Raw genomic sequence first — 18,977 nt, forward strand, 5'->3', positions numbered from 1 at the left:
AGACTTGCTGACTCAACGTGCCATCGGCCCTTGACGTTAGGGACAATAGAAGGTTGCATGCTTAGCAGCATCCAAACCGCACTCAAAGCGGTGGTGCTCTCGGGGCCGCGGGAACATTGGTCGGCCTCGAAAACACAGGGTCAGGAAACAAAAGGCAAAAATGCAAATGCAAAAAGCGCTCGTATCGATTGCAATCGCGGCCTCGCTGGGGCTCGGCGCGACGGCAGCTCAAGCCGCTACTCTCGATGACGTAAAGGCCAAGGGTTATATCCAGTGCGGTGTCACTGGTGGTGTGCCAGGCTTCTCGGCCCCCGATGCCAACAACAACTGGTCCGGGCTTGAAGTCGACTTCTGCCGTGCCGTTGCTGCTGCCATCTTTGATGACGCAGAAGCCGTCCGCTACACACCGCTAACATCCCAGGAGCGCTTTGCCGCTCTCTCCGCCGGTGAAATCGACATTCTGTCGCGCACGACCACCTGGACCATGAGCCGCGATACCGATCTGGGCATTATGTTCGCAGGCACGATGTACTACGATGGTCAGGGCTTCATGGTCCGCAAGGCTGACGGCATTGCGTCCGCTCTGGATCTGTCCGGTGCGGCCATCTGCATCGAGTCCGGCACCACCACCGAGCTCAACGCCGCTGACTACTTCGAAACCAACGGCATGGACTACCAGCCTGTCGTGTTCACCGACCAGGACGAAGTGGTGAAGGCCTTCGAAGATGGCCGTTGCGACGTCTACACCACGGATTCCTCGGCTTTGGCTGCTGAGCGCTCCAAGTTCGGCAATCCGGACGATTATGCCATTCTGCCGGAAATCATCTCCAAGGAGCCGCTTGGCCCCTCCGTCCGTCAGGGCGATGAGCAGTGGTTCTATATCAACCGCTGGACCTACTACGCGCTGCTCGAAGCTGAAGAGCTGGGCGTGACCTCGGCCAATGTTGATGAAATGCTTGGTTCCGACAATCCGGCCATCAAGCGCCTGCTCGGCGTGGAGGGTGATTTCGGTACACCGATCGGCCTTACCGCCGACTGGGCCTACCGCATCATCAAGCATGTCGGTAACTACGGCGAATCCTATGCGAAGCATGTTGGTCCCGAGACCGACATTGGCCTTGAGCGTGGCCTGAATGCACTGTGGACCGACGGTGGTCTGCAGTACTCCATGCCCATCCGCTAAGGCGAAACAGTGCTGGCGCCCCTTCATGGGGCGCCAGTTCGTATTGGGCAGGTTGCAGAGCTTGGAATTCCGACGGGGGCAACCTGATCGCAGGGGCGGTCAGGCGTTGGCGAGTCGTCCCTGGAATAGGCCATGCTGACGCCATGCTGCCCTCTGCTAAGGGGACTTTCGCCCAATGGCCGTCCAGGACAATATCGCGGGACCACCGCGGACAGCTTTCTACAATGATCCGGTAATTCGAGGCATCATCTACCAGGTGTTAGTGGCCGGCCTCGTTATCGCCTTCCTGACTTGGATCATTTTGAATACAGCGCAGAATCTCGCCGCACAGAACAAGTCGACCGGCTTTGGTTTCCTGTTCGAGACCTCTGGCTTTGGCATCAGCTTCACCCTAATTCCGTTCGACCGCTCCTCCTATTACTGGCAGGCCTTTGTCGTCGGCCTGCTCAATACTTTGCTCGTCGCAGTAATCGGCATTTTCTTTGCGACCCTGCTCGGCTTCGTGCTCGGGGTTGCGCGTCTGTCCTCAAACTGGCTGATCGCCCGATGTGCGACTGTTTATGTCGAGGTCATCCGCAATATCCCGCTGCTGCTGCAGCTTTTCTTCTGGTATTTCGCCGTGCTCAAGGCCATGCCTGCGGTGCGCCAGTCCTTCGAATTGCCGCTGAGCATTTTCGTAAACCAGCGCGGCATTATCATTCCGCGTCCATTGCCTGATGCGGAAATCTTCTGGGTCGCTGTCACGGCTGTTCTGGCCCTCGTGGCCGCCATTGCCATGGTCGTCTGGGCAACGCGTGTCAGAACCAAGACGGGGCACTATCCAGTAGTCGTCTCTAGGGCGTCCCGGATCGCCGGTCTGATCGTGACCTTCGGGGTCGGATATCTCGCCATCAGCCTGCTCGGAACTGTCGTCCCGGCGCTGTCCATGGGTCCGGTATTCCCGTTGATCGGCGCACTGGTCCTTGCGGGTATCGGCCTTTCCCCTTATGGCCGCTATGGTCGGGTCTTTATCGGGTTCGCCATCGGCTGGGCAGTGGCAAATTTCCTGCTTGGTGGCATGTTCGCCGGGCTTGGCGAAGGGCTGATTGTTCTCGGCGCCGCGCTGGTCGCGCTTGGCGTAGCCTGGACCATGCTGTCCGCCGATCAGCGGTCTGCGGCCACCGAAGGCAAGCTGCCCTTGGCCTTGCCGGTCCTCATCGTCATCGCTTTGCCGGCACTGGTCTATTGGGTGACCGGCGCCAGCCTGGCCTTTGAGATCCCGGTCCTGGAGCGCTTCAATTTCGCGGGCGGCCTGCAGCTTGTCCCTGAAATGGTCGCCTTGGTCCTGGGGCTGACCATCTACACGGCAGCCTTCATCGCTGAAAACGTGCGCAGCGGCATTCAGGCCGTCAACAAGGGGCAAACCGAGGCGGCGTCCTCGCTTGGATTGCGGGAAGGAGACCGGCTGCGTCTGGTCGTTGTGCCGCAGGCCATGCGGGTAATCATTCCGCCGCTCACCAGCCAATATCTAAACCTCACCAAAAACTCGTCTCTTGGTGCCGCCATCGGCTATCCTGAACTGGTCAACGTCTTTATGGGCACCACACTCAACCAGACGGGCAAGGCCATCGAGGTGATCGCCATCACCATGCTGGTCTATCTGACCTTGTCGCTAACGACGTCGGCATTCATGAACTGGTACAATGCGCGTGTCGCGCTTGTGGAACGTTAGGAGGTCCAGCATGTCATTCTCCTTCGTTCGAGAGCAAATGGTTGATCCGGCCCCCGCGCCGGTCAACACGGCCGGCCCGATCGCCTGGGCCCGCCGCAACCTCTTCGCAACGCCCAGCGATAGTCTGCTGACCATCTTGGCGATCGTGCTGCTGATCTGGGCAATCCCGCCCATCTACGGGTTCGTCATGCCCAACTTCCTGGGGGGCGATGCCGTGCCGCCCGGCGGCACGGTTGAGCAATGTCGAGTTGAAACCGCTGGAGCATGCTGGGCCTACATCTCGGCGCGCATGACCTTCTTCATCTACGGCTTCTACCCTGCCGCAGAGTATTGGCGGCCAAATCTGGTCTTCGCCCTTGGCGCCTTGCTGATCGTCCCGCTTGCAATCCCGCGGGTGCCGTTCAAGCGCACCAATGCGATTCTGTTCTTCGTGGTTTACCCGGTCATCTGCTTCTATCTGCTCAATGGCGGTGTCCTGGGCATGCGCCCTGTGCCGACCGAGCAGTGGGGTGGCCTGCTGGTGACCCTGATCATCTCGCTTGTCGGTATTATCTGTTCGATCCCGATCGGCATCCTGCTGGCCCTTGGGCGGCAATCCAAACTGCCGATCATAAAGACGCTGTGCATCATGTTCATTGAGCTGTGGCGCGCAGTCCCCTTGATTACGGTGCTGTTCATGGCGTCGGTGATGCTGCCGCTGTTCATGCCGCAGGGCACAACGGTCGACAAACTGCTGCGTGCGCTCGTCGGTGTGACGCTGTTCTCGTCGGCCTATCTGGCCGAGGTCGTCCGTGGAGGCCTGCAGGCCCTGCCGCGGGGGCAGTATGAGGCGGCCTCGTCACTGGGATTAAGCTACTGGAAGTCCATGTGGTTCATCATCCTGCCCCAGGCTCTGAAACATGTAATTCCTGGCATCGTCAACAGCTTCATTGCGCTGTTCAAGGACACCTCACTGGTGTCTATCGTCGGTATTTTTGACCTGTTGAACACCGTACAGGCGGCCAGTTCCGATATCGATTGGTCATCTCCCACCCAGGCCATAACGGGCTATCTATTCGCCGGCATGGTCTTCTGGGTCTTCTGTTTCGCCATGTCCCGCTACTCCATTTGGATGGAGCGGCGACTGGACACCGGGCATAAAGGGTAACGTCAATGAGCGACATTTCCTCCAACAGCGCCGAAGAGCGCGCCATCAATGCCAGCCAGATGAAGGTGTCCGACACCGATGTGGCGATCGATGTCGTCGGCATGCACAAATGGTATGGCGACTTCCATGTGTTGCGCGATATCGATCTCAAAGTGATGAGGGGTGAGCGTATTGTCGTCGCCGGTCCGTCGGGCTCCGGCAAGTCGACGCTCATCCGCTGCATGAACCGTCTCGAAGAACATCAGCAGGGACAGATCATCGTCAACGGCACAGAATTGACTGCAGACCTCAAGCGCATCGACGAGGTGCGACGCGAGGTCGGCATGGTGTTCCAGCATTTCAATCTGTTCCCGCATCTGACAATCCTGCAGAACCTCACCTTGGCACCGATCTGGGTGCGAGGCACGCCACAAGCCGAGGCCGAAGCAACGGCGATGCACTATCTGGAACGGGTCAAGATCCCGGAACAGGCCAACAAATTCCCCGGCCAGCTTTCCGGTGGCCAGCAGCAACGCGTTGCCATCGCGCGCTCGCTGTGCATGCAGCCCAAGATTATGCTCTTCGATGAACCAACCTCCGCACTCGACCCCGAAATGGTCAAGGAAGTGCTTGAGGTGATGATCAGCTTGGCCGAAGAAGGCATGACGATGATCTGCGTGACCCACGAAATGGGCTTCGCACGTCAGGTCGCCAACAGGGTGATCTTCATGGATCAGGGGCAGATCATCGAGCAGAACGATCCGGAGAACTTCTTCTCCAATCCGCAGCATGAGCGGACCAAGCTGTTCCTCAGCCAGATCCTGCACTAGATCTCAAAGCTTTCGAGACCAAAAAACGGGGGGTCGAGCCGGAGGGCGGCTTGACCCCCCTGGTGTGCCGTCCAATATGCTGAGCGGGAAGTGGAAGGCCGATCCTGGTGAGCAAGTTGTTCAAGTCATTGCTGTTTCTGACCGCCATGGCGACGGCTGCAGTGTTTTCCGCGCCCGCAGGTGCACAGACCCTTGAGGCAGTCCGGGAGCGGGGCTTTCTCATATGCGGCGCCAGCAATCCACTTGCGGGCTTTTCCCAGCAGGACATCGATGGCCGTTGGTCTGGCTTCGATGTCGATCTGTGCCGTGCACTGGCGGCGGCCATTTTTGGCAATCCCGACCTGATCGAATTTCGCTCCTATCGGGGCGAAGCCCGCTTTGCCCCGCTCGAAACCGGGGCGGTGGATGTGTTCATGCGCAACGGTGCCTGGACCATGGGACGCGATATTCGCTACGGCGCGCGCTATGTAGCACCGGCCTTCTTCGACGGTCAGGCACTCCTCGTGCCCAATGCCATGGGTGTCGTGTCCGCCTATGAGCTGGACGATGTCAGCATTTGCGTGGCCGACAGCTATGGCGAGATCGACGCCCTCGATGAATTTTTCTTCCTCAACCAGACCGGCTACCGCGCCGTGGCCTATGAAGAGATCGCCGATCTGGCGACGGCCTATCGCAGCGGGCTGTGTCAGGCAATTTCGGCCTCGGGGCGGCAGCTACAGGCTATTCGTCGCGAACTGCCCGATCCCGCGCAGCATCGCATTCTGCCTGAACGGATTTCCAAGGAAGTCCTTGGACCGGTGGTGCGCGATCAGGACGATCAGTGGTTCCAGATTGTGCGCTGGACGATATTCGCCCTGATCGAGGCCGAGGAAGTTGGGGTGACCAGCCTCAATATCGACTCGCTGTCGGCCGCCAGGACTCCGGCCGTCCGGCGGGTACTCGGCGTTGAGGGCGACTATGGTGCCGCCCTGGAGCTGCGGCCAACCTTCATGGCCGATGCCATTCGGGCAGTTGGCAATTATTCCGAGCTTTACGACCGTCATTTCGGACCGCAGACTGGTGCGGCAATGCTACGCGGCCAGAACGCACTCTGGGCCAATGGCGGCCTGCTCTACGCGCCGCCCATTCGCTGACGTTAGGTCGCTTCTCAGGCAAATAGCAGGCTGACGCGCCGGTTCTGCTTGCCCTTTTTCTCGATCTTTCCCAGCGCCAATCGTCCAATTTCGGCCGTGCCTGCCACATGGGTGCCTCCGCAGGGCTGCAAATCAACGTCTCCGATCCGCACCAGCCGCACCTTGCCCTGGCCCATGGGAGGCTTGACCTTCATTGTTTTGATCAGGTCCGTTTGCTCAGCCATCTCCGCATCACTGATCCACTCTGAAGTGACGGCGTGATCGGCTTCAATCATGGAATTGAGCTGGGCCTCAAGTGCCGCAAGATCAGCTGGCACCTCCGGCATGTCAAAATCCAGCCGCCCCTTGTCTTCGCCAATCGAGCCGCCGGTCACCGGGAATGGAAAGACGACGGACAACAGATGCAAGGCCGTATGCATGCGCATCAGGCGATAGCGGCGATCCCAATTAATCTCCACGGAAACCGTCTCGCCGGTCTGGGGGGGCGCCGAACCGTCGGCCATCACATGCACAATGCAGGTTTTGTCCCCATCGGGATGCACAGCGGTCGCAATTTCGACCCGGCTGCCATCGCTTCGTGTGATCTGGCCGCTGTCGCCGGGTTGCCCGCCCGATGTCGCGTAAAACACCGTCCGATCCAGAATGACACCGCCATCGGACGTGACCTCCACCACCTGGGCAGAAGTCGATTGCAGATAGCTGTCGTCGCGAAACAGGAATTCGGTCATCAACAAAGCCTCATAAGACGGGGGACAAGAGGCGAGCGGCCTGCGTGGCCAGGCGGAGTGCCCAGAGGCGACTGTTTACCTCTGAGAGTCCGACACGGCGGCAGGATTCGAAGTCCCTTGCCAACATGGCATCGACCCCGGCAATGGTTTCGGCGTCGGTAAACCACAAGGTGATCTCAAAATTTATGGCAAAGGAGCGGTTGTCGAAATTGACGCTGCCCACGGTAGCCATTTCCTCGTCCATCAGCACCACCTTCTGATGGAGGAATCCATCTGTGTAGCGATAGACGGCAATGTCATGCTGCACCATGGCATCTGCATGCGCCATGCTGGCCAGCCACACCAGGGCATGGTCCGGATTGTCCGGTAGCATGATCCGCACATCGACCCCTCGTAGTCGGGCCGCGAACAATGCTGTCCGAATATCTGTGTCCGGCACGAAATAGGGACTGACGATCCACAGCCGCTTTCGGGCGCGCCCGATCAGATCGGTAAAGGCAATGGCGCATTCTTCGAGCTTGTCCGCCGGTCCGCTGCCCATCACCAATACGGACTGATCGCCATAACTTTTCAGCTCTGAGGGGGGGCGGTTGGGCAGCCGCTCGCCCGTGGCCCATTCCCAGTCCTCGCGGAACAGCAGGGCGCAGCCCAGCGCTGCCGGCCCCGACACGCGCACATGAGTATCGCGCCAATGGCCGACCTTGGGGTCTTCACCAAGATATTCCACGCCGACATTGTGCCCGCCCACCCAGGCATGGTGACCATCGGCCACAACGATCTTGCGGTGGTTGCGATAATTGATCCGCGTCGCACCGAACAGCCGCAGGAACTTGTGGCGCTGATTGAAGCTCGAGACCTTGATGCCGGCGTCTCGCAGTTCTTGCCGAAAACGCTTGGGCATGCCGGTGCTGCCGATGTCATCGTAGAGCATATAGACCGCGACGCCGGCTTTTGCCTTGGCGATCAGCCGCTCGGCCAGTTCCTGCCCGAGCCTGTCGTCCCGCACTATGTAGAACTGGACCAGAAGATACTCATTGGCCGCCTCGATCCCGGCAAATATCGAATCAAATGTTGCTTGCCCATCCACCAGCAGCTCCACATCATTGCCCTTGAGAAACGGCAATTCTGAAACCTGCACCTGCACCGGCCATTTGGCGTCTGTGTCTCCGTCGATCAGCGCAAGGTCACGGGCCCGTAGCGGCCTGTTTGCGCGGCCGTTCTGCATGCGGTCGGTTGCGTAGTCGTCGAAAAACTTCCAGCCGAAGATCAGATACAAGAAGACTGTCGGAATCGGCAGCAGCATCAGCGACAGCAGCCAGGCAATCGAGCCCTGCGAGGTGCGCGAGTTCAGAATTTCCCGCACCGCACACACGAAGGCCAGAAGATACACGGCGCCCATGATCAGCGCCACCAGATGCATGTCCGCCACGATGGCGCGGAGTATGTCGTCTATGCCGAACAAACGTGCCTACTCGCTAGAATGGATTGGCAGCTTATCAGGCAAGCCGTTGGCAGCAATGTGTCTTGCGGAAAGTTCGCTGTCTTGCCGGTGACAAACTATGCTGGGTCGGGCTCCATCACGCTCGAAATGTCGATGGGTGTACGCTCTTCCATCCAGGCCGGAACCGGCAGGTTTTTGTCGCGCAGGAATGCCGGATTGAAGATCTTGCTGGCATAGCGGTTACCGTAGTCGCACAGCACTGTCACAATAGTGTTGCCCGGCCCGAGATCGCGCGCCATGCGCACGGCCCCAGCAATATTGATGGCGCTCGAACCGCCCAGGCACAGGCCCTCATGTTCAAGCAGGTCGTAGATATAGGGCAGGGCTTCTGCGTCTGATATCTGGTAGGGCATATCGACCTTGAGGCCCTCCAGATTTGCCGTGATGCGCCCCTGGCCGATGCCTTCTGTGATCGACCCGCCCGATGATTTCAGTTCGCCATGGGCATAGTACTCATAGAGCGCTGCCCCTTCGGGATCCGCCAGCCCAATCTTGACGTCAGGATTGCGCGCGCGCAGCGCTTCTGCCACCCCGGCCAGCGTGCCGCCAGAACCCACCGCGCAGATGAAGCCGTCGATTCGGCCATTGGTCTGCTGCCAGATTTCCGGTCCCGTGGTTTCCACGTGAGCCCGGCGGTTGGAGACATTGTCGAACTGATTGGCCCAGACCGCCCCGTTTGGCAATTCCGCATTAAGCTTTTCGGCCAGGCGTCCAGACACTTTGATGTAGTTGTTGGAATTGCGATAGGGTTTGGCCGGAACCTCAAGCAGCTCGGCGCCATATAGGCGCAATGCGTCCTTTTTCTCCTGGCTTTGCGTTTCGGGAATGACGATCACCGATTTAAAGCCGAGCGAATTGGCCACCAATGTCAGGCCAATGCCCGTATTGCCGGCCGTGCCCTCCACGATGGTGCCGCCGGGCTTGAGTTTACCCGACTTGACCGCGTCATGGATGATGAACAACGCCGCGCGATCCTTGACCGACTGGCCGGGGTTCAGAAACTCCGCCTTGCCCCAGATTTCGCACCCCGTCAGCGTGGAGACGCGATTGAGGCGGATCAGCGGCGTATTGCCGATGGCGGAGATAAGGTCTTCGTGCTTGGCCATGACTCTATTTTCTGGGAGGAACAGAGACTTATCGTAGGGTGGCGATCATGGCGCGGCAAGCGCCAAGCGCAGGATTCGGCAGCGCTTTTCCTTGAGTTCCCATGATACGCAAGGCCCGGTCTCAGCACACGACCATTGGAGCATAGATTTGCGCGGGTCATGCCTCGGCGGATAGCGCCCCAAAGGCATCGAGCGCACGTCGGCGGGTCTCCTTGAGATCCACGATGGCGCGCGGATAGGTTTCGTCCAGCACAATGCCGGCCTTCTCCAGCACCCCTTCGGGCGCCTGGCTCGGGTCATGGATGAACTTGTCGGGCAATGCTGTCACCTCTGGCACCCAGCGTCGCACATAGTCGCCATCCGGGTCGAACCGTTCACCTTGGGTTACCGGATTGAAAATGCGAAAATAGGGGGCGGCATCCAGGCCGCTGCCAGCCACCCACTGCCAACTCGCCGGATTGTTCGCATCATCGGCATCAACTAGGCAATCCCAGAACCAGTGCTCGCCCTCGCGCCAGTCGATAAGAAGGTTCTTGGTCAGGAACGAGGCAACCAACATGCGCACCCGGTTGTGCATATAGCCGGTTTCCCATAGTTCGCGCATCCCGGCGTCGATGATTGGGATGCCAGTCTGTCCGGTCTTCCAGGCTTTGAGTTGCTCCGGCGCGTGGCGCCATTTCAGGTCGCCATACTTGGCCTGCATCGGTTTGTTGGCAATGTCGTCGCGGTGATAAAGCTGGTGATAGCTGAAATCCCGCCATGCCAATTCGGACAGGAACTTCTCGACCGCAGACGTGCTATCTGGATGGGCGTGAGCAAAGGCCCATGCCGTGTGCCAGATCTGCCTCGGGCTGATCTCGCCAAATCGGAGATGCGCTGAGAGGTGTGAGGTGACCGCCCGCGCCGGATAGTCCCGCCCCTTGGGATAGTCCTCGACGCATTCCTCGAGAAATTGCTCAAGCCGTTCTTGTGCCGCCGCTTCTCCAATGTCCCAATATTGTGTGAGCTTTCCGGCCCATTCGGGCTGCCTGTAGTCGCTGTCGATCTGGCCTGCGGTGACGTTTTTTCCCTTCGCAGACTGGGGCAGGGGGCGGGCAATATCGCGCTCCTTGAGTGCCTTCCAGAACGGCGTGAAAACCGAATAGGGTTTGCCTTGCCCAGTCACGATCTCCCAGGGCTCCAGCAATACATTCCCGGCGTGCGACCTGACGTCCACGCCCTGCTTGCGCAGACCGGCCTTGACAGCCGCGTCGACCTCTCTCTGCCCGGGCGCATAGCGCCGGTTCCAATGCACCGCGCCCGCCTCGTCGTCACTCCGAATCCGCTCAACGACCTCGGCGGCACGACCGTTCTCGACCCGCAGCGCGATACCCTTGTCGGCGAGGTCCTCGCCCAAAGCCGTCAGGCTCCGATGCAACCACCACCGTGCCGCACCGCCAGGCGCGCGGATTGCCTCGTCGGATTCGTGCACGTAAAGCGCAACCACGCGCTCGCCAGAGCGCCGTGCTGCATCCAGGGCGGGGTTGTCGGAAAGGCGCAGATCATTGCGCAGCCAGACCAAAACGGTGGACACATCGAACCTCTTTGTCTTGGGCAATACGCCCACAACGCCGATCCGGTTCAGTGCTATTCCATCAATTCAGCCAGTTCCTCAAGTGCGGCGCTCCAGGCTTCCATCGAAAAGATGCGCGTCTGCGCGTCTGCGTGCGGCAGGCCGCGCTCGGTCAGCGTGATGCTGGTGCTGTCGTCCGCTATCGCCTTGAACACGATGTCGAGGACGAAGATCAACTCACTTTCTTCGTCCTCGTCCTTGTGGATCCAGGAGAGGACGAGCCGCTCGTCCTCTACATAGGTCAGCACCTCGCCGCTGACTTCATGGTCCTCCTCGCCTTCATCCTCGGCAAAGGTCACGAAACGGTATTGTCCGCCTTCGAATGCGTCGAATTCGGCCTCATCGGCCTCCCACTGCTCAATCAGGGCCGGGTCTGTCCAGGCTGCGAACACGTCGGAGACATGCGCTGCAATGGTACGGGTCAGCGTGATCTGGCTTTCGCTGTCGGCTTCCATGCCATTGCTCATGCTTGTTTCCTTTCCGGATGCAGTTCGGCTGTCTTGGGTAGCAATACGGTCAGAATACCAAGTGCCGGCAGGAAGGCGCAAATCTGGAACACGGCGATCATGCCGATCCAATCCGCTAGGGCTCCCATGACTGCAGCGCCCAGCGCGCCGATGCCAAAGGCGAAGCCAAAGACAAAACCCGCAACCATCCCGACTTTGCCCGGTACCAGTTCTTGGGCATAGACCACCATCGCCGAAAAGGCCGATGAGAGAATAAGGCCCACCATGATGCTCATGGCGCAGGTCCAGAATAGGTCGAGATAGGGCAGGGCCAGCGTGAATGGAAGGGCGCCCAATATGGACACCCAGATCACCGTCAGCCGGCCATAGCGGTCACCCACGGGACCGCCAATAAATGTGCCCGCCGCTACCGAGCCCAAAAATGCGAAGAGAAAGAATTGCGCCTCCTGGGCGGAGAGGGCGAACTTCTCGATCAGGAAGAAGGCGTAATAGCTCTTCAGGCCCTCGATGTAGATGAATTTGCTGAGCAGCAAGGCCCCGATCACCACGAAGGCGACGGTCAGGCGCTGGCGCGACAGCGCCGGCTTACTGACTGGGATTGTCGGTCGCAACGCCAATTGCCGCTGATGGTCGACAAACCAGCGGCCCACATGGGTCATCAGTAGCAGGCCGAGCGCCGCAACGATCAGGAACCAGAAGACGCTACTCTGGCCCATTGGCAGCAGGATCAACGCAGCGGCCAGGGGGCCAAGGGCGGTTCCCGCATTGCCACCGACCTGAAACAGCGACTGGGCAAAGCCCAGCCGCCCGCCTGACGCCATGCGCGCCACACGCGATGCTTCGGGGTGGAAAAGTGCTGAGCCGGTACCGAGGACCACTGCGGCAAAGAACAGCAGCCAGAACCCGCTGGCCGCCGCCAGCATGGCAACGCCTGCAGCCACGATCACCATCGACAAGGCCAGCCAATAGGGCTTGGGCTTGAGGTCGCCCGACAGTCCGAAGGCCGGTTGCAGCAGGCAGGCAGTAATTTGCTGCCCGAGCGTCAGTAGGCCGATCTGCAGGTAGCTCAGGCCGTAATTTTCCTTGAGCAAGGGATAAAGCGCCGGAAGCAGAAACTGCAGCAGGTCATTGAGGAAATGGGCGCCGCTGACGGCAAGAATAATGGACAGGGCAGCGCGCTGCGCGTCGGGCGCGGGGGCCGCGGTAATGGTGGTCATGGGAAATCGCTGGACAGTCGAAAACGCTGCCGTCCTACGCCTCTAGCACGGCAAGAGCAATCGCCCGGACACACTATTCAGTCGAATTAGGGGAAGAAATGGCTCCGCGAGTAGGACTCGAACCTACGACCCAGCGATTAACAGTCGCTTGCTCTACCAACTGAGCTATCGCGGAACACTTTTTGCAACGCCGTCTTGGCGAAGCGAGGTCCGTGTAACCAAACCGATCCGGTTTGCCAAGCCCCAAATCTCATCTCATGTGAATATCTTGTCAGTCTGATGAACCCTGCACGCGGTGAGAGAGGGCTAGCAGGTCGGAAATGGTGTTGAGATTTGCGAAGGGATCGCAGGCGTGCGTCGTCTCCCAATCGACAGAGACAGCGCCCAATTGCGCCAGAAGCGCCCTGGGACTTTGTGCAACCGTCCCTGCCGCCGCTTGCTCAGGCAGGTCCTGCAGGTCGGCCAGCCGCCAGGCCGCGTTGGTTGGATAGGCATTGCCCCGCCAGCACGCCTTGGCTGCCCGTGCCCCGTGCTCTAGCGCCGCCAGCAACCGAGCAGCAAAGTCCTCGGGTAGAAACGGTGTGTCGACTGCAACCGAGAGCAGCACACTGTCCCCTGGTGCATGATGGCGCAAATGCGCCGCCGCCGCGACGATGCCGGCCAAGGGGCCTCCAAGCGGTGTGTCGAGGTCGGGCAGGGCAGTGCCAATTGCACTGGGCATTGGCAGGCCAGCACCCGTGGAGATGAAAAGTGTGCTTCGCTCAATGCGTAACCGATTGGCGACCCTTTCCAGCAGGGACGATCCGCCTAGGCGGATTTCTGCCTTGCGAACCTGACCCAGTCGGCTCCCGCTGCCGCCGGCCAGAATGAGGAATTGGGTATTCAATGGGTCTGCCTTTGACGGAGCAGGAGCAGCAAAAGGATTCCGCCAACCAATCCCCAGAACGGTGCCCCGACTCCGGCAACAGTTATCCCCGATGCGGTTGTCACGAAGGTCAGGATTGCGGGCAGACGCACCTCCTCAACGGCCAGAGCTCCCGCCAGTGCGGCAGCCAGGCTGGAAAACAGCGCCAGCCCGGCCACGGCCTGAATCAGCAGCGGCGGCACAGCGGCGATGAATGCTGCGGCTAGGCTGGCAGCAAGACCAAGCACGAGATAGGTGAAACCGGCCGCGACCGGGGCCGGCCAACGCCTGTCAGGGTCATGATGCGCCTCCGGGCCCGCGCATATTGCAGCAGTGATCGCCGCCAGATTGCTGGTCACCCCGCCAAAAACCGCCGTTGCCGCACTGGCGACCCCGGTCAGGGTGAAGAGCGGCGACGGGCGAAGCGCGTATCCATTGGCGCGCATTACGGCCAGGCCAGGCAGGTTCTGCGATGCCATGGTGACGACATAGAGCGGCAGGGCGATGCGCACGATGGCGTCGATGGTGAAACTGGGCATTACCGGCACCAGCGCCGGCCAGGCATTGCCGAATGTCCCTTCAGGCAACTGAGTTGTGGTCGCCAGAATTATGCCAGCCGCGACGACCGCCAACGGCACCGCATAGCGCCGTGCAAAACGCAGGCTAACGGCCCAGACGACTATGACGGGCAGGGCTTGCCAGGGCATCTCGGCAACCGCGTTTAGTGGCGCAAGGCAAAGCGTCAGCAGCATCCCCGCCAGCATGGCGTTGGCGATCGCCGCGGGAATCGCGGCAATGACCTGGGCCAGCGGCTTGATGAGCCCTGTCAGGACAACAAGAGCCGCACACACTAGAAACGCTCCGGCCACGGCCGGGAAGCCACCGACCGGCTCGCCGACGGTCAGCAAAAAGGCCGCTCCGGGCGTACTCCAGGCAAAGCTCACCGGAATGCGGATGCGCCAGGCCACGACGATATTGAGAATGCCGATGGCGATACAGATCGAGAACAACCCGGAGCCAGCTTGCTGTGGCGAAGCGCCAGCTGCCGTGAGGGCTGCAAGAATGAGCGTGAAGGTGCTGGCATAGCCGACAATTGCCGCCAATACGCCGGCCATGACCGGTTGGGCATAATCTGTCCGGGTGATCGTTGGCGCGCCGATGGTCATGGCAGTTCCTGGGAATTGGTCGCGCGGAAACTACCCGCTTGCAAAGGTTCGCACCACCCAGGGCGATTCGGTTGGCTTTGGTCATATTTGGAAATGGAGGCCGCGTCCGGAATCGAACCGGAGTACACGGATTTGCAATCCGCTGCGTAACCACTCCGCCACGCGGCCTCTGGGCGCTGTACCTATTGGACGATAATCGCTTATGCAATAGGTTGTGTGTTGCACTGTGAATTTTCTGGCCAGCACGGCGGCGGTCGGCCTGTGCATACTATTCAAGCGTGTCCAATTAGCCGGTTGGGACAGGCGGGCAGTTTATGCAGTTCAAGGTCACCGCGTCCTACTATGACGAAGCGAGCAAGTACCTCGTCTACACGGCGACAGGGGAACGAAACGGCGCGCGCTACACCGTCTCGTCTCGAGTCAAATGCCTCAAGCCCCCCACTACGCCGGAGCGCCTGCATATGGTTGTGCTCCTGGCTTTGACCGACCAGTTCAAGCGGCCAAGCCCCTCCGGCCGACGGGAATAGGGCCGATGCTTGAACTAGTGTTCCTGAGGCCTGCTTTTATGGAACGCTTGGCCTGTATGTCAGTTGCCCCTCCATTCCACGAGGGAAATGCAAATGACGAAAAGCCACCAGAAAAACGAAAGCGCGCCCGAAAAAACGGAACCGGGTCAGCAGAAGGACGACAATATAGATGATCTGGGCCGCCGCCCCGACGGAACCAGGCTCAATCAGCCTGTCGATCCTGGCAAACCGCGCCCAGCTAAACCCGCTAACGCCCAATCGGCGCCCGATAGCGAATAAATTGCCGCGCGAGTCGGCAGACACTTGCCTCGGATAGCATCCTTGCATATTCACGTCCGGCATATGCAGGCGGGGGGCGGATATGGCCGGGAACGATCTTTCATTGGCGCGCAAGGCTATGGTCGACGGCCAGGTCGCCGTGAGTTCAGTAGTCGAGCCACGCCTGTTATCCGCGTTGTTGACGGTTCCTCGGGAAATCTTTGTGCCCGAACATCGCGCCGCGCTCGCCTATAGTGATGCCCAGCACGACATTGGCCATGGACGGAAGCTGGCCTCGCCGGTTGAGTTTGCCCGCATCGCTCAACTGGCCGCCATCGATCCGGCTGACCGTGTTCTCGATGTCGCCTGCGGCACGGGATACTCGTCGGCCGTTCTGAGTAAAATCGCCGCCTCGGTTGTCGCCTATGAACCTGATAAAGACCTGGCAAGGATTGCGGTCCACAATCTGAGTCGGATCGGCGTGGCGAACGCCTCGGTTCTCACCCAGGAGCACGAAGCTCTGGATGCAGGCCCTTACGACGCCATGCTCTTCGAAGGGGCGATAGGTAATGTTCAGGATACCTATCTGCAAAGACTGGCGCCGGGTGGACGGCTTGTGGCGGTGATCGGCGCCGGTCGCACGGGGGTAGCAACGGTATGGATTCGGCAAGCAGACGGTGTGATCTCAGGGACGCATTTCAACGCCATGCTGCCCCCAATACTGTCGAACGATGTTCCGGAAGAGTTCGTCTTTTGACGCGTTTTGTTGCTATCGGGTCACGCACGGGCATGAAGATGCAATTAATGTTTGGTAGGGTTGGCCCGAGTCGGTTGTGAACCCCATTTGCTACGCGTATGGGTGAATGGGTCAGGAGACGGGTTTATGAATAGTCTTGGTTTTTTGCGGACGACTGCCTGTGCGCTTCTGCTGACCGGCGCATCGCTGGGCGCTGCGCACGCGCAATCAATCAGCCAGGCGCTGGCCGCCGCCTATGATCACGCACCGGACCTGCAATCTGCCTTGCTCAGCGCCAAAGCCTCGTCTGAAGGCATCGTTCAGGCAAAGGCGGGCGCCCTTCCCACCATTGGCGCTTCGATCAGCGGCAGCCAGAGTGCTAGCCTTGTTGGCGGCAACTGGACCAGTGGGCAATCGCTTTCGACAGGCCTTTCGTACAACCAGACCATCTACGACAACAATCGTACCGCCGCCCGTGTGGAAGCGGCCCGGGCCGCGGCCGAAGTGGCCGAGTTTCAGATCCGCAATACCGAGCAGAATGTTCTGCTCCAGGTGGTGCAAGCCTATATGTCGGTGCTGAGCGGCCGGGACTTGCTGTCCCTGCGTCAGGAGAACATCAGCTTCTTCCAGGCGCAGTTGCAGTCGGCGCAGGACCGCCTCGATGTCGGCGAAGGCACCCGCATTGATGTAGCGCAGGCGGAGGCTCGACTTGCCCAGGGCCAGGCCGCCTATCAGGCCGCATTAAGCACCCTGCAGACAAGCGAAGCCACCTTCCAGCGTCTGGTCGGTCAGCGCCCGCAAGGTCTCTCAACCAGCCATGACTATGCCAATCTCATTCCGCGCTCGATCGACGCCGCCATTTCGGAGGCCGAAATCGGCCATCCGGCCATTCTGCTGTCAAAGGCCAGCATTCGCGCGGCCCAGGCCAGCAGCGACGCGGCGAAAGCCGCCTTTGGCCCGACCGCGACGGTGACCGGTTCTGTTGGCACGAGCTGGACGGGCCCCTCCGGCGGCGCACAGGACGGCATTCGCGGGTCGCTTGGCTTCCAGATCAACATTCCCATCTATGCGGGTGGCGCTATCGGCTCTGGCGTGCGCCAGGCCAATCTCAATCAAATCAAGTCGGAAGTGGACGCCATGGGTGTCTATGACCAGATCAGGGAGGCCGTGATCTCTGCCTGGACCGGCATCCAGAGTGCTGACGCGCAGATCAGTGCGGCGCAGGCTGCGGTCACCTCCAGCAACACCGTGCTCGATGGTGTCATTCAGGAGCGTGACCTGGGTACCGCAACCACGCTCGACGTGCTCAACGCCCAAGCCGATCTGACCAGCGCACGTGAAGCACTGATCAATGCGTCCAACGGCAAGACCGTGGCGACCTTCTCCCTGCTGAGCGCCATGGGGCGCCTGACAGCGCGCGACCTCGGGTTGCCGGTCCGGATCAAGACGGCCGTGCCCTACACTCAGGCGGTCGAGGATGTCTGGCAGGAATTGCGGACGGTCGTCGAATAGATCGCCCAAGGCACTGCAAGATCTTATGGCCGGGCATGTCCCGGCCTCAACTTTTCGTGGAAGACCATCACTTACAGCCTTGGGATGATTCCTAAGTCGACTCCAAATGGTTAAGCTAATGCTTACGAATCAGGGTTGTCGGCTGCGGACGTCGACCCGGTCGGGCGCATGAGTAAGAGGCACTGATGAACAAGCCGGCACATAAAGAACCGTCCATGGACGAGATTTTGTCGTCCATCCGACAGATCATTGCCGATGATGATGCCGCTGGTGCACCGCGCCGTCCCTCCGCGCAATCTGCACCGCCCCCCATGCAGGCGGCGCCCGCGAAACCGTTAGGGGATCAGGATGATCGCGATCTAAGCGATATGCTGGACGACATCGAACCCCTGGCTTTGTCGCCTTCCCAGATCATTGAAGAGGGCGAAGATGCTGATGGCTTCAGCTTCGATTCCATCCTGGCGGACACGGAGAGCGCTGAGACCGAGGCGCCCAGACTGGTCGAAGCCGAGGATGTGACCTTCGACGCCGAAGACGACTTGCCCAGCTTTGAGCCGGCGCCCGCGCGTGAGCTGCCGGCCGATCCGCCGGCCCCCGCCGCCAAGTCTGCGCCGGAGCCCGCAGTCCAGCCCGAGCCCGAGCCCGAGCCGGAGCCGGCTTTTGATCCTGAGCTTGAGGCTGCGCCGGAGCCAGAGCCTGTCATCGAAGAGCCTGTTGCCCAGGCTGAGTCCCTGCCGGATCCGACTTTGACTACCGATATGGCCGATCAATTGCTCGAGCCTGCGACGCGTGCTGCAGTCCGCGGCTCTATTGGCAAGTTGAGCGCCCTTGGCATTGGCAATCCTGGCTTGACCATCGAAGCGATGATGCGCGACATGCTGCGCCCCATGCTCAAGGAGTGGCTCGACGAGAACCTGCCAGCGGTTGTCGAGCGCATGGTGGAAAAGGAAATCGCCCGCGTCTCCCGCGGCGAGTGACCCTAGAGGCCTTTCGTCGATTGGACCATGTTTGTCGGTGGCCGCGGCAGGCTGTCGAGCCGCCGCTGTAAGTCCAAGTCCCGCAAGCGCCTGTTGATCGCGTTTAGTTGCATCTGCAGTCGACGCTGCGCCAAGCTCGTAGCCAACTCGTTTTTGCATGCAGATAAGGCGCTCGCTATTGGCTCTGATTTCTGCGGCCGTGTCGCCTGCCATGGTCCGTGCGCCCGCAGCTATTGCCGTTGCTGCGATCAGCCCCGCAATTATCGTTCCTGGCTTGGCGGCG

The 18,977-nt window shown here is 60.2% G+C and carries 16 protein-coding genes and 2 tRNA genes; 8 read left to right on the forward strand and 10 right to left on the reverse strand.

The genetic code is table 11. The features are described 5' to 3' along the window. The first annotated feature begins 166 nt into the window (after nt 1–166). From GO014_RS02935 to GO014_RS02955, 5 genes are all read left to right on the forward strand, one after another. Nucleotides 167–1,183 (forward strand): amino acid ABC transporter substrate-binding protein, encoded by a 1,017-nt coding sequence (locus tag GO014_RS02935; protein ID WP_157289058.1) that lies wholly within the window; start codon nt 167–169, stop codon nt 1,181–1,183. A gap of 175 nt (nt 1,184–1,358) precedes the next feature. After that, nucleotides 1,359–2,894, forward strand: coding sequence for an amino acid ABC transporter permease (locus GO014_RS02940; RefSeq protein ID WP_157289059.1), 1,536 nt, complete (start codon nt 1,359–1,361; stop codon nt 2,892–2,894). Between the two features lie 10 nt (nt 2,895–2,904). Beyond that, the gene (locus GO014_RS02945) at nt 2,905–4,041 is read left to right on the forward strand and encodes an amino acid ABC transporter permease (RefSeq protein ID WP_157289060.1); all 1,137 of its coding nucleotides are present in this window, start codon (nt 2,905–2,907) and stop codon (nt 4,039–4,041) included. Nucleotides 4,042–4,046: 5 nt separating this feature from the next. After that, on the forward strand, nt 4,047–4,850 hold the full coding sequence (locus GO014_RS02950) for an amino acid ABC transporter ATP-binding protein (protein ID WP_157289061.1): 804 nt from the start codon (nt 4,047–4,049) through the stop codon (nt 4,848–4,850). 107 nt (nt 4,851–4,957) lie between these two features. Further along, nucleotides 4,958–5,983, forward strand: a complete 1,026-nt coding sequence (locus GO014_RS02955) for a transporter substrate-binding domain-containing protein (protein ID WP_157289062.1) — start codon at nt 4,958–4,960, stop codon at nt 5,981–5,983. 14 nt (nt 5,984–5,997) lie between these two features. On the opposite strand, the gene GO014_RS02960 is transcribed toward GO014_RS02955, so the two are convergent. From GO014_RS02960 to GO014_RS03005, 10 genes are all read right to left on the reverse strand, one after another. Further along, on the reverse strand, nt 5,998–6,711 hold the full coding sequence (locus GO014_RS02960) for an alanyl-tRNA editing protein (protein WP_157289063.1): 714 nt from the start codon (nt 6,709–6,711) through the stop codon (nt 5,998–6,000). A 10-nt stretch (nt 6,712–6,721) separates the two neighbouring features. Next, on the reverse strand, nt 6,722–8,173 hold the full coding sequence (gene cls / locus GO014_RS02965) for a cardiolipin synthase (RefSeq protein ID WP_246204358.1): 1,452 nt from the start codon (nt 8,171–8,173) through the stop codon (nt 6,722–6,724). Between the two features lie 95 nt (nt 8,174–8,268). Then, nucleotides 8,269–9,318: a cysteine synthase A gene (locus tag GO014_RS02970; protein ID WP_157289064.1), complete on the reverse strand. Its 1,050-nt coding sequence runs from the start codon at nt 9,316–9,318 to the stop codon at nt 8,269–8,271. Between the two features lie 157 nt (nt 9,319–9,475). Next, nucleotides 9,476–10,891 (reverse strand): cryptochrome/photolyase family protein, encoded by a 1,416-nt coding sequence (locus tag GO014_RS02975; protein WP_343030734.1) that lies wholly within the window; start codon nt 10,889–10,891, stop codon nt 9,476–9,478. 53 nt (nt 10,892–10,944) lie between these two features. Continuing rightward, a complete protein-coding gene (locus GO014_RS02980) occupies nt 10,945–11,397 on the reverse strand; it encodes an SRPBCC family protein (protein ID WP_157289066.1) in 453 nt (150 codons plus the stop codon). Continuing rightward, nucleotides 11,394–12,614, reverse strand: coding sequence for an MFS transporter (locus GO014_RS02985; RefSeq protein ID WP_157289067.1), 1,221 nt, complete (start codon nt 12,612–12,614; stop codon nt 11,394–11,396). Before GO014_RS02985 ends, GO014_RS02980 begins: the two co-directional genes overlap by 4 nt. Nucleotides 12,615–12,713: 99 nt before the next feature. Beyond that, nucleotides 12,714–12,789 (reverse strand) — tRNA-Asn (locus GO014_RS02990). 96 nt (nt 12,790–12,885) lie between these two features. Beyond that, a complete protein-coding gene (mobA, locus tag GO014_RS02995) occupies nt 12,886–13,500 on the reverse strand; it encodes a molybdenum cofactor guanylyltransferase (protein WP_157289068.1) in 615 nt (204 codons plus the stop codon). Next, a complete protein-coding gene (locus GO014_RS03000; protein ID WP_246204360.1) occupies nt 13,497–14,684 on the reverse strand; it encodes a benzoate/H(+) symporter BenE family transporter in 1,188 nt (395 codons plus the stop codon). Before GO014_RS03000 ends, mobA begins: the two co-directional genes overlap by 4 nt. Nucleotides 14,685–14,778: 94 nt before the next feature. Then, nucleotides 14,779–14,852: transfer RNA gene (locus tag GO014_RS03005), tRNA-Cys, on the reverse strand. Between the two features lie 720 nt (nt 14,853–15,572). Between GO014_RS03005 and GO014_RS03015 the strand changes: the two genes are divergently transcribed. From GO014_RS03015 to GO014_RS19335, 3 genes are all read left to right on the forward strand, one after another. After that, nucleotides 15,573–16,226 carry a protein-L-isoaspartate O-methyltransferase family protein gene (locus GO014_RS03015; RefSeq protein ID WP_157289069.1) on the forward strand — a complete coding sequence of 218 codons (654 nt, stop codon included), beginning with the start codon at nt 15,573–15,575 and terminating at the stop codon, nt 16,224–16,226. Between the two features lie 126 nt (nt 16,227–16,352). Then, entirely contained in the window at nt 16,353–17,717 is a 1,365-nt protein-coding gene (locus GO014_RS03020) for a TolC family outer membrane protein (protein ID WP_157289070.1), read from the forward strand. Between the two features lie 185 nt (nt 17,718–17,902). After that, nucleotides 17,903–18,694: a DUF2497 domain-containing protein gene (locus GO014_RS19335; RefSeq protein WP_157289071.1), complete on the forward strand. Its 792-nt coding sequence runs from the start codon at nt 17,903–17,905 to the stop codon at nt 18,692–18,694. Nucleotides 18,695–18,977: the final 283 nt, after the last annotated feature.

This window comes from Devosia marina, from assembly GCF_009758415.1.
GTDB lineage: Bacteria > Pseudomonadota > Alphaproteobacteria > Rhizobiales > Devosiaceae > Devosia > Devosia marina.